17 protein-coding genes are annotated in these 18,236 nt (G+C 67.9%); 13 read left to right on the forward strand and 4 right to left on the reverse strand.

Annotated elements, in window-relative coordinates; all coding sequences use genetic code 11:
* Positions 1 to 10 precede the first annotated feature (10 nt).
* Positions 11 to 1,423 carry a dihydrolipoyl dehydrogenase family protein gene (locus tag BLU38_RS20190; RefSeq protein ID WP_231919949.1) on the reverse strand — a complete coding sequence of 471 codons (1,413 nt, stop codon included), beginning with the start codon at positions 1,421 to 1,423 and terminating at the stop codon, positions 11 to 13.
* A 54-nt stretch (positions 1,424 to 1,477) separates the two neighbouring features.
* On the opposite strand from BLU38_RS20190, the gene BLU38_RS20195 reads away from it, so the two are divergent.
* Both BLU38_RS20195 and BLU38_RS20200 read left to right on the forward strand, forming a co-directional pair.
* Complete coding sequence (locus BLU38_RS20195) at positions 1,478 to 1,870, forward strand: MmcQ/YjbR family DNA-binding protein (RefSeq protein ID WP_091527231.1); 393 nt, start codon at positions 1,478 to 1,480, stop codon at positions 1,868 to 1,870.
* A gap of 87 nt (positions 1,871 to 1,957) precedes the next feature.
* A complete protein-coding gene (locus BLU38_RS20200; RefSeq protein ID WP_091527232.1) occupies positions 1,958 to 2,911 on the forward strand; it encodes a diacylglycerol/lipid kinase family protein in 954 nt (317 codons plus the stop codon).
* Here the strand turns inward: BLU38_RS20200 and BLU38_RS20205 are convergent.
* Entirely contained in the window at positions 2,892 to 4,145 is a 1,254-nt protein-coding gene (locus BLU38_RS20205; protein ID WP_091527233.1) for an LCP family protein, read from the reverse strand. The two genes, BLU38_RS20200 and BLU38_RS20205, sit on opposite strands and share 20 nt — an antisense overlap.
* Positions 4,146 to 4,561: 416 nt before the next feature.
* Between BLU38_RS20205 and BLU38_RS20210 the strand changes: the two genes are divergently transcribed.
* From BLU38_RS20210 to BLU38_RS20225, 4 genes are all read left to right on the forward strand, one after another.
* Positions 4,562 to 6,061, forward strand: a complete 1,500-nt coding sequence (locus BLU38_RS20210) for an LCP family protein (RefSeq protein ID WP_091527234.1) — start codon at positions 4,562 to 4,564, stop codon at positions 6,059 to 6,061.
* A gap of 69 nt (positions 6,062 to 6,130) precedes the next feature.
* On the forward strand, positions 6,131 to 7,123 hold the full coding sequence (locus BLU38_RS20215) for a glycosyltransferase family 2 protein (RefSeq protein ID WP_231920421.1): 993 nt from the start codon (positions 6,131 to 6,133) through the stop codon (positions 7,121 to 7,123).
* A gap of 76 nt (positions 7,124 to 7,199) precedes the next feature.
* Entirely contained in the window at positions 7,200 to 8,150 is a 951-nt protein-coding gene (locus BLU38_RS20220; protein ID WP_231919950.1) for an intradiol ring-cleavage dioxygenase, read from the forward strand.
* The gene (locus tag BLU38_RS20225; RefSeq protein WP_091527237.1) at positions 8,147 to 8,590 is read left to right on the forward strand and encodes a hypothetical protein; all 444 of its coding nucleotides are present in this window, start codon (positions 8,147 to 8,149) and stop codon (positions 8,588 to 8,590) included. Before BLU38_RS20220 ends, BLU38_RS20225 begins: the two co-directional genes overlap by 4 nt.
* Positions 8,591 to 8,593: 3 nt before the next feature.
* Here the strand turns inward: BLU38_RS20225 and BLU38_RS20230 are convergent, their stop codons facing one another.
* Positions 8,594 to 9,364, reverse strand: coding sequence for a GntR family transcriptional regulator (locus tag BLU38_RS20230; RefSeq protein ID WP_091527238.1), 771 nt, complete (start codon positions 9,362 to 9,364; stop codon positions 8,594 to 8,596).
* Between the two features lie 88 nt (positions 9,365 to 9,452).
* On the opposite strand from BLU38_RS20230, the gene iolC reads away from it, so the two are divergent.
* The 7 genes from iolC to BLU38_RS20265 are packed head-to-tail and all read left to right on the forward strand — an operon-like array spanning position 9,453 to position 17,612.
* Positions 9,453 to 10,460, forward strand: coding sequence for a 5-dehydro-2-deoxygluconokinase (gene iolC / locus BLU38_RS20235; RefSeq protein ID WP_091527239.1), 1,008 nt, complete (start codon positions 9,453 to 9,455; stop codon positions 10,458 to 10,460).
* A complete protein-coding gene (locus tag BLU38_RS20240; RefSeq protein ID WP_091527240.1) occupies positions 10,457 to 11,359 on the forward strand; it encodes a class I fructose-bisphosphate aldolase in 903 nt (300 codons plus the stop codon). The genes iolC and BLU38_RS20240 overlap by 4 nt, the downstream gene beginning before the upstream one ends.
* The gene (gene iolB, locus BLU38_RS20245) at positions 11,356 to 12,204 is read left to right on the forward strand and encodes a 5-deoxy-glucuronate isomerase (protein ID WP_091527241.1); all 849 of its coding nucleotides are present in this window, start codon (positions 11,356 to 11,358) and stop codon (positions 12,202 to 12,204) included. The genes BLU38_RS20240 and iolB overlap by 4 nt, the downstream gene beginning before the upstream one ends.
* A gap of 23 nt (positions 12,205 to 12,227) precedes the next feature.
* Positions 12,228 to 14,162: a 3D-(3,5/4)-trihydroxycyclohexane-1,2-dione acylhydrolase (decyclizing) gene (gene iolD, locus BLU38_RS20250; protein WP_197679790.1), complete on the forward strand. Its 1,935-nt coding sequence runs from the start codon at positions 12,228 to 12,230 to the stop codon at positions 14,160 to 14,162.
* Positions 14,162 to 15,073, forward strand: coding sequence for a sugar phosphate isomerase/epimerase family protein (locus BLU38_RS20255; RefSeq protein ID WP_091527243.1), 912 nt, complete (start codon positions 14,162 to 14,164; stop codon positions 15,071 to 15,073). The genes iolD and BLU38_RS20255 overlap by 1 nt, the downstream gene beginning before the upstream one ends.
* Positions 15,070 to 16,110, forward strand: a complete 1,041-nt coding sequence (locus BLU38_RS20260; RefSeq protein ID WP_231919951.1) for a Gfo/Idh/MocA family protein — start codon at positions 15,070 to 15,072, stop codon at positions 16,108 to 16,110. Before BLU38_RS20255 ends, BLU38_RS20260 begins: the two co-directional genes overlap by 4 nt.
* 5 nt (positions 16,111 to 16,115) lie before the next feature.
* The gene (locus tag BLU38_RS20265) at positions 16,116 to 17,612 is read left to right on the forward strand and encodes a CoA-acylating methylmalonate-semialdehyde dehydrogenase (protein ID WP_091527244.1); all 1,497 of its coding nucleotides are present in this window, start codon (positions 16,116 to 16,118) and stop codon (positions 17,610 to 17,612) included.
* Between the two features lie 3 nt (positions 17,613 to 17,615).
* Here the strand turns inward: BLU38_RS20265 and BLU38_RS20270 are convergent, their stop codons facing one another.
* Complete coding sequence (locus BLU38_RS20270; protein ID WP_197679791.1) at positions 17,616 to 18,230, reverse strand: nitroreductase/quinone reductase family protein; 615 nt, start codon at positions 18,228 to 18,230, stop codon at positions 17,616 to 17,618.
* Between the last annotated feature and the right edge of the window lie 6 nt (positions 18,231 to 18,236).

An 18,236-nucleotide genomic window follows, 5' to 3' on the forward strand; every position in this document is an offset into this window, starting at 1 on the left:
CGAGCGTTGATCATGGTCGATGTGGCTCCGAACCCAAGGTGTCGAACAACAGGTTGAGGCCCTCGCTCATCGTCGGATGGCTGAGTGCCGCGTCCCGGATCGTCTGATAGGGCAACCTGCCGATCATTGCCAACTGCACCGTGCCGATCACCTCGCCCGCGTCGTGACCGAGCAGCGAAGCGCCGAGGATCTCGTCGGTGTCGGCATCCACCACGGCCTTCCAGGTGCCGGTCTTGTCGTGCAGTGTTTTGGCTCGCGGAATCGCCGCTACTCCGATCTTCGCGACTCTGAAGTTGCGGCCGGCCGCACGGGCTTGCGTCTCGGTCAGGCCGACCCGAGCCAACTCCGGCGTGATGAACACCGTGTACGGGATCAGTCGGCCTTCAGTGGAGACGTCTTGACCGGTCAGATTGGCGCGCAGGATCCGGAAGTCGTTCCAGGACGCATGAGTGAATTGCGGCCCACCGGCCACGTCACCGGCCGCCCAGACATGCTCGGCCGTGGTGCGTAGATGATCATCGACCGACACGAAGCCGCGATCGGTCACGGTGACTCCGGTGGCGTCCAGCTCGAGCTCCGTGGTCACCGGCACCCGACCGGTGGCGACCAGGAGTTCATCGCCGTCCAGCACCGAGCCGTCGACAAGAGTGAGGAGGACCGAACCATGATCGGACTCGCGTCGGACCGACGTTGCGCGGGCAGCGGTCCGCACCTCGACACCTTGGCGGGTGAGGATCTCGGTGATCTCGGCAGCGATGTCGGGATCCTCCTGGGGCAGCAGCTGATCGGGGCCCTGGACCAACGTCACCCGGGAACCGAAGAGGGCGAACATCGACGCGAACTCGCACCCGATGTAGCCGCCGCCGAGGATCAGCAGCCGCTCCGGCAGCCGCTCCAACCGCAGGATGCTCTCCGAGGTCCAGATCTCGGTGTCCTCGATGCCCGGCAGCGGCGGCAGGGCCGGTGTCGTGCCGGTGTTGATCACCACGTCGCGCCCCCGGATGCGGCGGGTGGATCCGTCCTCGGCAGCCACCTCGACGGTCCGCGGACCGACGAACCGGGCCGTGCCCAGGATGAAATCCATCCCGGAGTCGGCGAACAGCTGCCGATGAGCCTGCACCATGCCGCCGACCACCGACTCCTTGTGTCGGCGCAGCGCGGCCAACACCACCCGTGGTTCGCCGCCGAGCTCGATCCCCATCAGGTCGGCGTGCCGCGCGTCGGTCAGCGTCCGGGCCGACCCGACCAAGGACTTCGTCGGGATGCAGGCGACATTGATGCAGGTGCCGCCGATCTTGTCCCGTTCGACCATGGCCACCGACCAGCCCGCTGCGGCGCGGTCCATGGCCAGCGACTTGCCCGCCTTGCCACCGCCGACCACCAGCAGATCCACCTCATCGGGGTCGCGTCGTACCATGATCATCCTCCGGTCCGCCGAATGTTCGACCACGGTAGCCAACCGCCGTAGGCTGCGGCTATGGCAACGCTCGAGGATGTGCGGAGGATCGCGATGAGCCTGCCGGAGACCAGCGAGAAGGTCTCCTGGGGTTCGGTGATGTGGCGGGTGAAGGACCGCGGCTTCGTCTGGGAACGCCCCCTGGGCAAGCGCGACCGCGAGGCACTCGGGGCCGCGGCGCCGGACGGTGAGATCCTCGGCGTCCGGGTCGCCGACGACGGCGAGAAGGAGGCCCTGCTGCAGAGCGAGCCGGACAAGTTCTTCACCATTCCGCACTTCGACGGCTATCCCGCGGTGCTGCTGCGGTTGTCGACGATCGGGGCCGAGGAGTCGACCGAGGTCATCACCGACGCCTGGTTGGATCGTGCCCCGAAACGGGTGGCGGCGGCATTCCTCGAACAACGCGAGAGTTGAGCGAAGGTGTGACACGCTGAGACCCGCTGTCGTCCGCGGCCATGACTCGGCCAGGACCTCGTCGACACGTCGAGAAGGGGATCAGCCATGACCGAGCCAACCTCCGGTGACGGCACACAGCGTCGCGTCGCGGTGATCTACAACCCGATCAAGATCGGCGACGGACTGCGGGAGATGATCAACACCCGGGCCGCCGACAGCGGCTGGGCCGAACCGCTCTGGCTGGAGACCACCGAGGACGACCCGGGCCGCCGGATGGCAGCCGATGCCAGGGCTGCCGACGTCGACCTGGTCATCGCGGCCGGCGGCGACGGCACGGTCCGGGCTGCGGTCGGTGGACTGGCCGATTCCGGGATCCCGCTCGGCGTCGTACCCGAGGGAACCGGCAATCTGCTGGCTCGTAACCTCGGCATTCCGCTGCAGGAACAGGCCGCGATCGAGGTCGCCTTCGAGGGCACCGAACGCAGCCTCGACGTCGTCGCGATCACCACCGACGACGCACCCGAGACCGACAGGTTCGCCGTGATGGCCGGCATCGGCCTGGATGCGGCGATCATGAGCAACACCGACAGCAACCTGAAGGACAAGGTCGGCTCGCTGGCCTACGTCGTCGCGGCCACCCAACAGCTCCAACGGCGGCCGCGCCAGATGCGGGTGACGGTCGATGATCACCCGGCGCTGGAACGGAAAGCGAAGATCTGCCTGGTCGGCAACGTCGGTGCCATCCAAGGCGACGTCGAGCTGATCTCCGGTGCCGAACCGGACGACGGTCTGCTGGACGTCCTGGTGGCCAGTCCGAAACGGATCCGGCACTGGATCGCGCTGGCCAGCAGATTGATCACCGGCAAGCAGCGGGCCGAGGACCGCATCGATCAGCTGACCGGTCGCCGAGTGGTCGTCGAACTGACCGAGCCCGACGAATACCAGTTGGACGGCGACACCATCGGGTCCTGCCGTCGCCTGGTGGCCGAGATCGAGCCGGGAGCCCTGATGATCCGGGTCCCGGAGCCCAGTGGGACGACTACTTCAGGTACTGCTTGAGACCGCTGGTGTCGCCGCGGGCGATCTGGCCGAACATGTCCTTGGCCTCCTTGTCGTCCCACAGCACCGACGACCCGGCAGAGGTGGACGCGTCCGGGTTCGAGATCGGCACCGTCAGGGTCAGGCCGCCGCTGCTGGACACCTTGCCCATCGCCAGGCCCATCCGCAGCATCGCGAACATCGACGTGTTCTCGCCGACCGCCAGCGAATCGGTGCCGGCGTTGGCCAGCTTCCAGTAGCGGACCGGATTCAGCACGCTGGCCGGCGATGCCGCCTTGCTCGCCATCGCGCTGACCATCTGACGCTGCCGCTTCACCCGGCCCAGGTCGCCCTCGGCGTCGGCCTTGCGCATCCGGACGTAGCCGAGCGCGTTCTTGCCCTCGAGGTTCTGGCAGCCGGCCTTCAGGTTGATGTGGCTGTCCTTGTCCTTGATCGGCTTCTTCAGGCAGACCTCGACGCCGCCGATCGCGTCGATCACATTGACGAACCCGGCGAAGCCGACCTCGACGTACTCGTCGATCCGCAGCCCGGTGTTCTGCTCCACGGTCTTGGTCAGCAGCTTCGGGCCGCCGAAGGAGTAGGCGGCGTTCAGCTTGTTCGATCCGTGCCCGGGGATCTCCAGGAACGAGTCCCGGGGGAGCGAGATCAATGCCGGCTCGCCGCCCGGCGGGACATACAGGATCATCATCGTGTCGGTCCGCCCGCCCGCCGACGACCCGGTGCCGAGCTTCTTCTTCTCAGCCTTGGTCAGCCCGGACCGGGAGTCGCTGCCGACCAGCAGGTAGGTCGTCCCGGGCTGGTCGTCCGGCCGGTCGCCGCTCGGCTCGTAGGCGACCCGGTCGACGTGGCTCCAGGCATAGATCGGCACCGCGATCAGCCAGACGATGAGGGCCAGCACCAGGATGCCGACGACCGCGAGCACCTTGCGGCCCGGCCGCTTGGGTGGCCGCGGCTTGACCGGGCGCGCTGCCGCCGGCGGTGACTGCGGCGGCTGTCCGGAGCCACCCTGCTGGTCGCCCCAATCCGGTTGATCCGATCGGCGCCGCTGGTCGGGAGCGCCCTGCTGGTCCGCCCAGCTCTGCCGCGGCGGCTGCTGTGGACGGTCGGGCCGGCCGCCCGCAGGCGGGACGTCGCTGGCCGGCAGCACCCGGGTAGGCTCCGGCTCCGGCTCGGATCCAGGCTTCTTGTCGCGCTGATAGAGCCAGTCGAGGTCGTCGTCGTGACCGGGTGCCATGAGCCCCAACGTACCGGCGGATCCTGAACAGAGCGTGATGGCCCGATAAGCGCGTCGCCGATGATCATCGGCGACCAATCGGTGTTGTCCGGCGTGGCGGACGCGCCGAGTACGCCTCCGGTCGCGATACTGGGAGCCATCCGGATGCAGGCCGACCGAGCGGGTCTGCGTACGGATACCTTCCCCAGAACACGGCGCCGGACAACTCGAACATCCACCCAGCTGCGCAGCCTCCGCTGCCGGTCGGTGCTGTTCGCCGACTCCGGGCGTCCGATACGAAAGGCCCGCCGGTGACCTCAGCCACGCTGCCGCCCCGCCGAGACCCCTCGACCACCGACCCTGAACGTTCGCCAGCGGTTTCGGTACAGCGGCGCAGCGAGACGATCAAGCTGAGACGGGGCCTGACCTTTCTGTTCATGACGCTGGTGCTGCCCGGGTCCGCCCAGATGGCCGCCGGCAACAAACGGGTCGGCCGGATCGCGCTGCGCACCTGGGCGGTGCTGGTCGGACTGGTGCTGGTGTCGGCCCTGTTGGCGCTGATCTGGCGGGGCGCGTTCATCACCCTGTTCTCCAGTTCGGTGCCGCTGCGGATGCTGCAGGGCGTGCTGGTGCTGGTCGGGATCTGTTGGGCGTTGCTGATGATCGACGCCTGGCGGATCAGTCGGCCGCCCGAGTTGGCCCGCAACCACCGGCTCGGATTCGCGATGCTCAGTACGGCACTGGTCTTCCTGGTCACCGGCGCGATGTTCGCCAGCGCGTCGATCGTGTCGTCCCAACGCGACTTCATGGCCTCGGTGTTCGCCGGCGGCGGCGACAGTGCGGTCAAGGCCGGTCGCATCAACGTCTTGTTGCTCGGCGGCGACGCCGGCAAGGACCGGGTCGGGCTGCGGCCGGACAGCATGACGGTCGCCAGCATCGACGTCGAGTCCGGTCGCACGGTGCTGTTCAGCCTGCCGCGGAACATGGAGGACGTTCCGTTCCCGGATTCCTCGCCGTTGCACAAGAAATTCCCCGACGGCTACGGCTGTGCCGATCACACCTGCATGCTGAACGCGGTCTACACCTACGCCATGCAGCACAAGGACCTCTATCCCGGAGTGCGCAATCCGGGCGCCCAGGCCACCAAGGAAGCCGCCGAAGGTGCGACCGGACTGAAGATCAACTACTACGCGATGGTCGACCTGAAGGGCTTCCAGAAGTTGATCGACGCCGTCGGCGGCGTGACGCTGACCGTCAACTCGCGGCTGCCGATCGGCGGCCAGACGCCGGGGGAGAAGGTCAAGCACTACATCGAACCGGGCAAGCAGCACATGGACGGCTACCACGCGCTGTGGTACGCCCGGTCCCGGCACGCCGACTCCGACTACGCCCGGATGGCCCGCCAGAAGTGCGTGATGAACGCAATGCTCAACCAGCTCGATCCGGTGACGGTGTTGACCAAGTTCAACAACATCGCCAAGGCGGGCAAGCAGGTGATGGAGACCGATGTGCCGCCGTCGGAGATCAACCGACTGATCGAGCTGGCGCAGCAGGCCAAGAAGACCAAGATCGCCAGCGTCTCCTTCGTACCCCCGCTGGTCTATCCGGGCAGCCCGGATTTCGCGGCGATGCACCGGATCACCGCTGAGTCGGTCGACAAGGCGACCGATGAGGGCGCGGCGAAGGCCAAGGCCGAGAAGCAAGCCAAGAAGAAGGCAGCGCAGGAAGCCAAGGAGCGGGCCAAGCAACAAGGGCAAGAGGGACAACAGCAAGAGGGGCAACAGCAGAAGGGCGATTCCTCGGGCACCGACACGACTGACGCTCCGAAGTCCACCGACGCGCAGCCCACCGACAGCGGTGCGAGCTCGCCGGCGTCCAAGAAGGACGCGCCCAAGAAGGAAGCAGGGGCGGAACTGGACTCGGTCTGCTCGGCCTGATGATCGTGATCCCGGACGCCTGACACAATGGCGCCCGTGCTCATCGACTATCCGGGTGTCTCGGTCGTGATGCCGATCCTGAACGAGGAACGTCATCTCGCCGCCGCCGTCCGCCGCATCCTTGATCAGGAATACTCCGGTGACCTGCAGGTGATCATGGCGGTCGGGCCGAGCCATGATCGGACCGAGGCGATCGCCGCGGAGCTGGCGGCGGCCGATGATCGCTTGCAGGTGGTCCGCAACCCGACGGGCCGGACGCCCAGCGGGCTCAACCTGGCGATCGCCGCCGCCGAGCACGACATCGTGGTCCGGGTGGACGGGCACGGCGAGCTGACCGCCGGCTACATCAAGCGGGCCGTCGAACTGCTCGACGAGACCGGAGCGGCCAATGTCGGCGGCGTGATGGATGCCCAGGGCCGGACCCCGCTGGAGGAGGCGGTCGCCTACGCCTACACCTCGCGACTGGGGCTCGGTGGCTCGAAGTTCCATCTGGAGGACTCGCCGGCCGGACCGGCCGACACGGTCTATCTCGGTGTGTTCCGCAAGCAGGCGCTGCTGGCCGTCGGCGGCTTCGACGAGAGCATGCACCGGGCCCAGGACTGGGAGCTGAACTATCAGCTCCGCAAAGCCGGCGAGTTGATCTGGTTCTCGCCCGACCTGAAGGTCACCTATCGGCCCCGGTCCAGTTACCGCGCGCTGGCCGCACAGTATCTGCAGACCGGCCGGTGGCGCCGCGAGGTGGTCCGCCGGCACCCGGACACCGCCGGGCTGCGCTATCTCGCACCGCCGCTCACCGTGCTCGGTATCGGCGTCGGAACGGCCGGTGGCGTGGTCGGGCTGCTGACCGATAAGTTGATCTTGAAGCTCGGCTGGCTGGCGCCGCTCGGGTACGCGTTGTTGATCATGGTCGGGACGCTGGCCGCGCGCGATCTCAGCCCGCAGGCCAGGTTGCGGTTGCCGCTGGTGTTGGCCGTGATGCATCTGACCTGGGGAACGGGATTCCTGCTCGGGTTGGATCATCGTCCGGCCTCGAGTCGCGGCGGCCCGGACATGACGTCCTGACACGTTCCGCACAGCAGGCGGACAGCAGCGCTGCCTACCTTCGGTGTCCATCGCCAGGCAACCGAAGGAGATGATCATGCCGATCCCGGATCGTACGGAACGCAGCTATCAGGGCAGACGACTGCCGCGCCAGGACGAGGAACTCGTCGACCAGGGGCTGAGCTTCGACGTCGGCACCCTGCTCAACCGGCGCCGTGTGCTGGCGCTCTTCGGCACCGGCGCCGCCGTCGCCGGTTTGGCCGCCTGCGGTGCCTCCGACGGAGCGGTCGCCGACGCCGCCACCAACGGATCGTCGACGATGACCGAGATCCCGGACGAGACCGCCGGGCCGTATCCCGGTGACGGCTCCAACGGGCCGGACGTGCTGGAGGAGAGCGGCATCGTCCGCAGTGACATCCGCTCCAGCTTCGGGACCGGTAGTGCCACCGCCGAGGGCGTGCCGATGACGCTGCAGTTGACCATCCTCGACATGACGTCACAGGACGCCCCGTTCGAGGGGGTCGCGGTCTACGTCTGGCACTGCGATCGGGACGGCCAGTATTCGATGTATGCCGACAACCTCACCGAGGAGAACTATCTGCGCGGCGTCCAGCTCGCCGACGCCGACGGCAGGGTGACCTTCACCAGCATCTTCCCGGCCTGCTATTCGGGTCGCTGGCCGCACATCCACTTCGAGGTCTACCCGGACGCCGACAGCATCACCGACGCCGGCAAGGCGATCGCAACTTCCCAGGTCGCGCTGCCGCAGAAGGCCTGCGATCGGGTCTACGCCGAAGCCGGCTACGAACAGTCGGTGACCAACCTGAAGCAGGTCTCGCTGGACAACGACAACGTGTTCGGTGACGACGGCGGTCAGCATCAACTCGGCAAGGTCACCGGCAGTATCAAGAAGGGGCTGAAGGTCACCCTCGACGTACCGGTGGACACCAGCACCGAACCGACCGGCGGCGACGCACCCGGCGGTGCTGGACAACCGCCGAGCGGCGCTGCCCCGAGCGGCGCGCCGACTGCCGACGCGACCCGTTGACCCCGCCGGAGACACAGCACCGGCCGTTCGGGCTGTCGATCAGTCAGACGGTCGGCGGCGCTCTTGCCGCCATGGTGGCCGCCGCCCTCGGTACCCGGCTCGGGGTGAGCGGCACCGTCGTGGGTGCGGCGCTGGTCAGTGCCGCCACCGCCGTCCTCGGCGCGATCTTCACCAGCTCGATCCGGCGTACGACGCCGGGCCGTGCATCGCAAGGATCGTCCGGGCAGGCATCCGGACGGTTCCCGGTCCAGCACGCGCCGGCCCAGCACGTACGCCGGTCGGTGTTCGTGGTCGTCCTGATCGGCGTGGTCGGCCTGATGCTCGCTCTCGGCGGTGTGCTCGGCCTGCAGCTGGCCGAGAATCTCGCGCCCTATACCGATGCCTCGGTCCTGAAGCGGTATCTGCGGCGACTGATCAGCTGGGTCGCAGGTCGGATCTGATGATCATGGAGCCAGCGAAACCTCGAGTGAGTAGTGCGAGGCGCGGTAGACGTGTTGACCGATCTCGACCAGCCGGCCGGTGTCGTCGTAGACCACCCGCAGTGCGGTCAGGCAAGCGGCCGGCTGCGGTTCGTCGAGCAGGTCGGCCTCGTCGGGCGTCATCAATCGGGCGCCGACGGTCTGGTGGGCGACCTTCAGGTTGATCCCGCGGGACCGCAGCGCGGCGTACAGGCCGGTGGTCCGTAGATCGGCCTCGGTGAGGCCGATGGTGGCCGGCAGATGATTGGTCAGGATCGCCAGCGGTACGCCGTCGGCTATCCGCAGCCGCCGGACCCGGAGGTATTCGGCGGACTCGTCGAGCTCGCCGGATGACTCCAGCAGGGGAGTCAGGATCTCGTCGTCGGCCGGGCCGACCTCGAAGCTCAACAGCCGGGTCTGCGGTCGGCGGCCGGATCGTTCCAGATCGTCGTACAGGCTGGACAATCGGGTCTCCCGGTTGATCCGGGCACTGAGCACCTGGGTGCCGACCCCGCGTTTGCGGACCACCAGCCCTTTGCGGGCCAGCTCGCCGATCGCCTGCCGGGCGGTCGGCCGCGCCAACCCGAGCCGGGTCGTCATCGCCAACTCGTTCTCCAGCCGGTCACCGGGCAGCAGTTCGCCGGACAGGATGGCGGCCTCGATCGTCTGCGCGAGCTGGTGATACAACGGCACCGGGCTGGACCGGTCCAAGGCGATCTCGAGCTGCTTGGGTGCAGCGTCGGCGGAGTCGACCATGCCGTCACCCTAACGTCGCCGAGGCGCTTTGACTATTTGTCTGGACAAAGCTTGACCAACCCTCCGGTGGGCTGATTGGCTGTCGGTCATGGAATCGCAGCCGCCGCTGGACGTGCTCACCTTCGGCCGCGCGGGGGTGGACATCTACCCCGACCAGATCGGTGTCGGACTGGAGGACGTCACCTCGTTCGGGAAGTATCTCGGTGGCACCACAGCCAACGTCGCGGTGGCTGCTGCTCGGCTGGGTAGCCGGTCAGCGATCATCACCGGAGTCGGCGACGACCCGTTCGGGCGCTACGTACGGCGCGAGTTCGGTCGACTCGGGGTCAGCGACCGACACATCGTCACCAACCACGAGTACGCGACGCCGGTCACCTTCTGTGAGATCTTCCCGCCCGACGACTTTCCGCTGTGGTTCTACCGCAAGCCGACCGCCCCCGACCTGCAGGTCCGACCCGACGACATCGACTTCGACGCCGTCCGGGCCACCAATCTGATGTGGATGTCGGTCACCGGACTCAGCGAGGAGCCCAGCCGGGCATCGCACTTCGCGGTACTCCAGGCCCGGGCCCGCAAGAGCTTCACGGTGATCGATCTGGACTATCGCCCGATGTTCTGGGACACGCCCGAGGCGGCCCGGGAGCAGATCGCCGCGGTGCTGCCGCAGGTCACGGTGGCCGTCGGCAACCGGGAGGAGTGTGAGGTCGCGGTCGGCGAGACCGACCCGGAGAAGGCCGCGGACGCGCTGCTGGACGCCGGGGTCGAGTTGGCGATCGTCAAACAGGGACCGAAGGGCGTGCTGGCCAAGACCCGGACCGAACGGGTGGTGTCGCCGCCGATCATGATCAAACCGGTCAACGGACTCGGGGCCGGCGACGGCTTCGGTGGCTCGCTGGCCCACGGACTGCTGGCCGGCTGGCCGCTGGCCAAGGTCCTCGAACGGGCCAACGCCGCCGGCGCGATCGTCGCCTCCCGGCTGGAATGCTCGACCGCGATGCCGACCGCGACCGAGATCGACACCCTGCTCGGTGGTGGCAACCCGAACGAGGGCCGCAACGACCCGGCAGTGCAGACTCCCGTACAGAGTCGATCATGATCGACACCACCGCGCTGACCGAGCTGCGGATCTCCGACCCCGGCAGGATCGGCCGCCTGCTGGCCGCGCGGACCAGCCCCGGCCTGCCGGCCGACGGCCGGCTGATGATCATCGCCTGTGACCATCCGGCGCGCGGATCGCTGTCGGCTCTCGGGCGTCCGACCGCGATGGCCGATCGCGGTGACCTGCTGGACCGGCTGGTCACCGCGCTGTCCCGGCCCGGAGTCGACGGCCTACTGGCCACGTCCGACATCATCGAGGACCTGCTGCTGCTCGGCGCCCTGGATGACAAGATCATCTTCGGCTCGATGAACCGGGGTGGACTGGCCGGTGCCAGCTTCGAAGCCGACGACCGGATGACCGGCTACGACGTCCGCGGAGTGCTGGAGGCCGGCCTGGACGGCGGCAAGATGCTGCTCCGGATCGTGCTCGACGACCCCGGTACGGTGTCCACCCTGCAGTCCTGCGCCGAGGCCGTGACCGAGCTCAACCGCAGCCGTCGGATCGCGGTCCTCGAACCGTTCCTGACCCGGCGCACGGATCAGAAGTTGACCAACGATCTGACCCCGGAGGCAGTGATCCGATCGGTCGCGATCGCCCAGGGGCTCGGCGCCTCCAGTGCCTACACCTGGCTCAAACTGCCGGTGGTCGACCGGATGGCCGAGGTGGCCGCGGCAACCACACTGCCGACCCTGCTGCTGGGCGGCGACCCGGTCGGGGATGCCGAGCAGACCTACGCCCAATGGCGGGACGCACTGGCGCTGCCGTCGATCCGCGGCCTGGTCGTCGGACGCAGCCTGCTGTATCCGCGGGACGACGATGTGACCGCCGCGGTGGACACCGCGGCGTCGATGGTGCATCAGCTGACATCCGTTGCACAGAAGGGGATTCCGGCATGAGCTACGACGTGGAGATCACTCCGGAATCGGCCGGCTGGGGGTTCTCCAGCCTGCGCACCTTCGCCCTCGACCCGGGCGGCCGCCGGGAGCTGCGGACCGGTGCGGAGGAGATGATCCTGATTCCGCTGGCCGGTTCGGCCTCGGTGACCTCCGGTGCCGAGACCTTCCAGCTCGCCGGTCGGGAATCGGTCTTCGCCGGGCCCAGCGACTTCGGCTACCTGCCTGTCGATTCGACCGCCGAGGTGGTCTCCGAGCGGGGTGGCCGCTTCGCGCTCTGCGGGGCGCGGACCGACGTCCGGCTGCCGTTCCGTTACGGTGCGGCGACCGACGTACCGGTGGAGTTGCGGGGCGCCGGACAGTCCAGCCGGATGGTCCGTAATTTCGGCACCGTCGGCGTCTTCGAGACCGGCAAACTGATCGCCTGCGAGGTGATCACTCCGGACGGCAACTGGTCCTCCTATCCGGCGCACAAGCACGATCAGGCCGGTCCGCAGGAGTCCGAACTGGAGGAGATCTACTACTTCGAGATCGACGCCGGACCGGGCGGCGAACCGGGCTTCGGCTACATGCGGACCACCGCTTCCGACGATCGTCCGATCGACGTACTGCAGGAGGTCCGGGACCGCGACGTCGTGCTCGTCCCGTACGGCTGGCACGGCCCCTGCGTCGCCGCGCCGGGCTTCGAGATGTACTACCTGAACGTGATGGCCGGCCCGGCCGACGAACGGGCCTGGCTGATCTCCGACCATCCCGATCACGCCTTCGTCCGGGCGACCTGGGCCGACCAGCAGATCGACCCCAGACTCACCCAGCGTGTCGACCGACCGGGAGCGACTTCCGCATGACCGACCAGAGGAGAGCGACACCGATGTCCGACCAGCATGTGCGGCTGACGGTTGCCCAAGCGACCATTCGATTCCTGGCCGCCCAGTACACCGAACGCGACGGCGTCGAGCAGCGGCTGTTTCCCGGCACGCTCGGCATCTTCGGTCACGGCAATGTCGCCGGGTTGGGCCAGGCGCTGTTGCAGACCGAGGTGGAGCATCCGACAGCCGACGATCCTGACGCGATGCCGTACATCCTGTCCCGCAACGAACAGGGTGCGGTGCACACCGCCGTCGCGTTCGCCCGGGCCAGGAATCGCACCCAGACCTACGCCGTCACCACCAGCATCGGACCGGGCGCGACCAACATGGTGACCGGTGCCGCGTTGGCCACCGTGAATCGGATCCCGGTGCTGTTGCTGCCGGCCGACGGCTTCGCCGACCGGGCGGCCGCACCGCTGCTGCAGGAGCTGGAGCGCCCGGAGGCCGGCGACATCTCGGTCAACGACGCGTTCCGGCCGGTGTCGCGCTACTTCGACCGGGTGCAGCGGCCGGAACAGTTGCCGTCGGCCCTGCTGCAGGCGATGCGGGTGCTGACCGATGTCGCCGAGACCGGCGCGGTGACGGTGTGCTTCCCCCAGGACGTCCAGGCTCAGGCCTATGACTGGCCGGAAGCACTGTTCGCCAAGCGGGTCTGGCATCTGGCCAGGCCGCAGGCCGAACCGGGCCTGCTGGCCCAGGCAGCCGAGTTGATCAAGGCCGCCGACCGTCCGTTGATCGTCGCCGGCGGCGGCGTGCACTACAGCCAGGCCGAGGAGGCACTGCAGGCCTTCGCCGAGCAGACCGGCATCCCGGTCGGGCTGACCCAGGCCGGCAAGGGCGATCTCGTCGATGATCATCCGCAGTGCCTCGGTGCGATCGGCTCCACCGGCAGCACCGCATCCAACGCCATCGCCCGCAACGCCGATCTGGTGATCGGCATCGGCACCCGCTACTCCGACTTCACCACCGCCAGCCGGACGGCCTTCGGCCATCCCGACGTCCGGTTCGTCAATCTCAACGTCGCCGGCCTGGACTCGATCAAGCAGGCCGGGCTGCCGGTGCTCGGCGACGCCCGGGATTCCCTGCTGGCGTTGGCCGCGCTGCTGAAGGGCCACCGGGTGGCAGCCGACTACACAGCCGAGATCGCCGACCTGAAGGCCGAATGGGACGCCATCGTCGACGAGGTCTGCCATCCGGCGACCCCGGTCACCGGCGAAGGCGGCCGACTCAGCCAGAACGAGGTGATCGGGATGGTCAACACCCATTCCGGTCCGCGTGATGTCGTGGTCTGCGCCGCCGGATCGATGCCCGGCGACCTGCACAAGCTGTGGCGGACCCGGGACAAGGGCGGCTACCACGTCGAATACGGCTACTCCTGCATGGGCTACGAGATCGCCGGCGGACTTGGGATCCGACTCGCCGATGAGAGCAGGGACGTGTTCGTGATGGTCGGCGACGGCTCGTACCTGATGCTGGCCAGCGAACTGGTCACCGCGGTCCAGGAGGGCGTCAAGATCATCTGCGTGCTGGTGCAGAACCACGGGTTCGCCTCGATCGGCGCGCTCAGCGAGTCGCTCGGCTCGCAACGGTTCGGCACCCGCTACCGACGGCGGACCGGCTCCGGGCAATTGGACGGAGACTTCCTGCCCGTCGATCTGGCCGCCAATGCCGCCAGCCTCGGCGCCGAGGTGATCAAGACCAGGACCACCGAGGAGTTCGTCGCCGCGATCGGCGCTGCCAAGGCCGCCGAGCACAGCGTCGTGATCCACGTCGAGACCGATCCGTTCATCGACGCGCCCGATTCCCGTTCCTGGTGGGATGTCCCGGTCAGCGAGGTGTCGACGCTGGACTCGACCCGGCAGGCCCGTAAGACCTACTCCGAACACAAACCCGATCAGCGGATCCATCTCGATCCGATCAACCCGAAGGGACAGTAGTGATCACTATCGGCTCCGCCCCGGACTCCTGGGGTGTCTGGTTCGCCGACGATCCGGCGCAGGTCGGCCCGGACCGCTTCCTCGACGAGGTGGCGGCGGCGGGCTACACCTGGATCGAGCTCGGACCGGTCGGCTACCTGCCGACCGAACCCCAGGTGCTGCAGGACAAACTCGACGCGCACGGGTTGAAGGTGTCGGCCGGTACGGTCTTCGAACACCTGCATCAGGAGGATTCCTGGGACGACGTCTGGGGTCAGGTCGGTGCCGTCGGTGCGCTGACCCAGGCGGTCGGCGGCGAACACATCGTCGTCATCCCCGACGTCTGGCGTGATCACAAGACCGGTGAGCCGAAGGAGCCGCGGGAGCTGACCACCGAGCAGTGGAAGCGGATGACCGACGGGATGAACGAACTCGGTCGACGCATCCTCGACGAGTACGGCCTGAAGGTCCAGTTCCACAGCCACGCCGACAGCCACGTCGGCTACCAGTCCGACATCGAACGCTTCCTGGACGCCACCGACCCGGCATACGTGAACCTCTGCCTGGACACCGGACACGTCTCCTACTACGGCGGCGACAACCTCGACCTGATCACCCGTTACCCCGAACGGATCGGCTACCTGCACCTCAAGCAGGTCGATCCGGCGATCCGGGACAAGGTGCTGGCCGAGGACCTGTCCTTCCCCGAAGCGGTCAAACTCGGCGTGATGATCGAGCCGCCGGCCGGCGAGCCGGCGCTGGAGCCGATCCTGGACGCCGTCGGCGGATTCGACCGGCCGATCTACGGCATCGTCGAGCAGGACCTGTATCCCTGCGCGCCCGAGGTGCCGTTGCCGATCGCCGAACGCACCTTCACCTATCTCCGGAGCTGCATCAAGGGTCCTGAGCCGGTCGAAGGACCGCAATCGTGACGACCACAACTGAACCGCTGCGGATCGCCGTCCTCGGCGTCGGCAAGATGGGTGGCTTCCACACCGAGCTGCTGAGCAGCCGGATCCACGGTGCGCGGGTCACGGTGATCAACGACTTCGACGCCGACCGGGCGGCCGCGATCGCCGACACCGTCGGGGCCCGGGTCGCAGCGGATCCGTTCGCCGCCATCGCCGCCGACGACGTCGACGCGGTGGTGATCGCCAGCCCCGGACCTGCGCACGAGAAGCAGGTCCTGGCCTGTCTCGAACGGGGCGTCCCGGTGCTGTGTGAGAAACCGCTGACCATCGACGTCGCGACCGCCCGCGCCGTGGTCGAGGCCGAAGCGCGCAGCGGCCGGAAGCTGATCCAGCTCGGCTTCATGCGTCGCTTCGACCCCGAATACGTTGCAGCCAAGGAGTTGATCGACTCCGGCGCCATCGGTCGGCCGTTGCTGCTGCACTGCATCCACCGGAACAAGAACAACGGTGATCATTTCGACTCCGGGATGATGATCCGGGACTCCGTCGTCCACGAGGTCGACGTCGCCCGGTATCTGTTGGACGAGGAGATCGCCTCGGTCCAGGTGCACCGGCCGACGGCGACCGCGGCGGCTCCCGAGGGCGTCTCCGATCCGATGATCGTGATCTTCAGCACCGAGTCGGGTCGGCTGGTGACGGTGGAGATCTTCGTCCGGACCGGGATCGGCTACGAGGTCCGGACCGAGGTGGTCGGCGAGACCGGCAGCACCCTGTTCGGCCTTGATCAACACGGCATCACCAAGACCGTCAGCACCGGCGGCGGTCGCTGGGGCGGTGTGGTGCCGGAGGGTTTCATCGAGCGCTTCGAGAACGCGTACACGATCGAGCTCCAGCGCTGGGTCGACGCGGCCCGGCGCGGCACCATCGACGGTCCGGATGCCTGGGACGGCTACGCCGCGGTCGCCGTCTGTGAGGCCGGTGTCGAGGCCGTCCGCACCGGCGGCGTGGTCGCAGTCGATCTCGGCCCGCGACCGTCATCCACAGTTCAGGAGAGGTAGAGATCATGGCAAGCACGCTGCACCATTGGGCAGGTGGCAAGGAGTTCACGGGCACCAGCGGAAAGTTCGGTGATGTCACCGATCCGGCGACCGGCGCGGTGACCGTTCAGGTGCCGTTCGCCTCCACCGCCGACGCGGATCAGGTGATCACGGCCGCCGCCGAGGCCTTCCCCGGCTGGCGGGACACCTCGCTGACCAAGCGGACCCAGATCATGTTCCGCTTCCGGGAGCTGCTGAACGAGCGCAAGGACGAGGTCGCGCAGTTGATCACCGCCGAACACGGCAAGGTGCTCTCCGACGCGACCGGCGAGGTCACCCGTGGCCTCGAGGTCGTCGAGTTCGCCTGCGGGATGCCGCATCTGCTGAAGGGTGGCTTCACCGAACAGGCCTCGACCGGGGTCGACGTGCACTCGGTCCGGCAGCCGCTCGGTGTGGTCGGCATCATCTCGCCGTTCAACTTCCCGATCATGGTCCCGCTCTGGTTCACCCCGGTCGCGATCGCCGCCGGCAACACGGTCGTGCTGAAGCCGAGCGAGAAGGATCCCAGTGCGGCGCTCTGGATGGCCGAGCTGTGGCAGCAGGCCGGGCTGCCGGACGGCGTCTTCAACGTGCTGAACGGCGACAAGACGGCGGTGGACGCCCTGCTCACCGACCAGCGGGTGGCGTCGATCTCGTTCGTCGGGTCGACCCCGATCGCCCAGTACGTCTACGAGACGGCGACCGCCAACGGCAAGCGGGTGCAGGCGCTGGGTGGTGCGAAGAACCACATGGTGGTGCTGCCGGATGCCGATCTCGATCTTGCCGCCGACCAGGCGGTGAACGCCGGCTACGGATCGGCGGGGGAGCGCTGCATGGCGATCTCCGCCGTGGTCGCGGTCGGCGACATCGCCGACGAATTGGTCGACAAGATCAAGACCCGGACCGAGGCGCTGAAGACCGGCGACGGTCGCCGCGGCTCCGACATGGGCCCGCTGGTCACCGCGCAGGCCAAGGAACGGGTCACCGGTTTCATCGCCGAAGGTGAGCAGGCCGGTGCGACCCTGGTGGTCGACGGCCGGACCGTGTCGCCCGACGCCGACGGGTCCGGCGGCTTCTTCGTCGGGCCGACGCTGTTCGATCACGTCGGCACCGAGATGTCGATCTACACCGCGGAGATCTTCGGGCCGGTGTTGTCGGTGATCCGGGTCGACAGCTATCAGCAGGCGATCGAGTTGATCAACGCCAACCCGTACGGCAACGGCACCGCGATCTTCACCAACGACGGCGGCGCCGCGCGTCGGTTCTCCAACGAGGTGCAGGTGGGCATGATCGGCATCAACGTGCCGATCCCGGTGCCGATGTCCTACTACTCCTTCGGTGGTTGGAAATCCTCGCTGTTCGGGGACACCCACGCTCACGGCACCGAAGGTGTGCACTTCTTCACCCGCGGCAAGGTGATCACCAGTCGTTGGCTCGACCCCAGCCACGGCGGGATCAATCTGGGCTTCCCACAGAACGACTGATGATCAGCGGTCACCGTCCAGCTGTACCCGGAGGGTCAGCGGTGCGGTGGCGAAGCGGCGGACGGCCTGCGCATGCCCGGGCAGGCCGAATCCGTCCAACCGTGCCTGCGCGTCGTCCTCGGGCAGCAGTTCGGCTCGGCCGGTGAGCCAGCGCCGGCCGAGCCGGAGCCGCACCCGCGGGTCGGCACCGATGTTGCAGACATAGCCGGCCCGCCGGCCGTGCTCGGCCACGATCCATACCGTGTCACCCTCCCGGTGGACGCCGACAACCGTCCGGCGCCGGCGGCCGGTACGCCGTCCGGTCGTCTCGATGATCGCGTGGTAGCCGGGGACGCCCAGGTGGGCCAACACCGTGAACGGTGGATTGATCAGATACTTCTGCAGCCGGCGGATGCGCTGCCATTCCTGGTCGATGATGCTGCTCCTTCCGGTCAGGACTGCCCGCAGACCCGAAGCGGCGGTGGCGGATCCTGCGGTGCGGGGGACGTGTCGGTGTCGGGAAACGGCTGCCAGTGCCAGCCCCGACAACGTTACCGACCGGGCGTCGATCGTCAGGTTTCGGGCCAGGGCGAACTCCACCCATCGACCAATCGAACGTCGGCGTGATCGTGTCATCATGCTGCT

Origin of the sequence: Microlunatus soli, from assembly GCF_900105385.1 — a bacterium.
GTDB classification, from domain to species: Bacteria; Actinomycetota; Actinomycetes; order Propionibacteriales; family Propionibacteriaceae; genus Microlunatus; species Microlunatus soli.

Coding starts and splice junctions, on each gene's coding strand:
- BLU38_RS20190 (WP_231919949.1), bottom strand. CDS start 1,423: ATGATCATGGTACGACGCGACCCCGATGAGGTGGATCTGCTGGTGGTC.
- BLU38_RS20195 (WP_091527231.1), top strand. CDS start 1,478: ATGGCAACGCTCGAGGATGTGCGGAGGATCGCGATGAGCCTGCCGGAG.
- BLU38_RS20200 (WP_091527232.1), top strand. CDS start 1,958: ATGACCGAGCCAACCTCCGGTGACGGCACACAGCGTCGCGTCGCGGTG.
- BLU38_RS20205 (WP_091527233.1), bottom strand. CDS start 4,145: ATGGCACCCGGTCACGACGACGACCTCGACTGGCTCTATCAGCGCGAC.
- BLU38_RS20210 (WP_091527234.1), top strand. CDS start 4,562: ATGACGCTGGTGCTGCCCGGGTCCGCCCAGATGGCCGCCGGCAACAAA.
- BLU38_RS20215 (WP_231920421.1), top strand. CDS start 6,131: ATGCCGATCCTGAACGAGGAACGTCATCTCGCCGCCGCCGTCCGCCGC.
- BLU38_RS20220 (WP_231919950.1), top strand. CDS start 7,200: ATGCCGATCCCGGATCGTACGGAACGCAGCTATCAGGGCAGACGACTG.
- BLU38_RS20230 (WP_091527238.1), bottom strand. CDS start 9,364: ATGGTCGACTCCGCCGACGCTGCACCCAAGCAGCTCGAGATCGCCTTG.
- iolC (WP_091527239.1), top strand. CDS start 9,453: ATGGAATCGCAGCCGCCGCTGGACGTGCTCACCTTCGGCCGCGCGGGG.
- BLU38_RS20240 (WP_091527240.1), top strand. CDS start 10,457: ATGATCGACACCACCGCGCTGACCGAGCTGCGGATCTCCGACCCCGGC.
- iolB (WP_091527241.1), top strand. CDS start 11,356: ATGAGCTACGACGTGGAGATCACTCCGGAATCGGCCGGCTGGGGGTTC.
- iolD (WP_197679790.1), top strand. CDS start 12,228: ATGTCCGACCAGCATGTGCGGCTGACGGTTGCCCAAGCGACCATTCGA.
- BLU38_RS20265 (WP_091527244.1), top strand. CDS start 16,116: ATGGCAAGCACGCTGCACCATTGGGCAGGTGGCAAGGAGTTCACGGGC.
- BLU38_RS20270 (WP_197679791.1), bottom strand. CDS start 18,230: ATGATGACACGATCACGCCGACGTTCGATTGGTCGATGGGTGGAGTTC.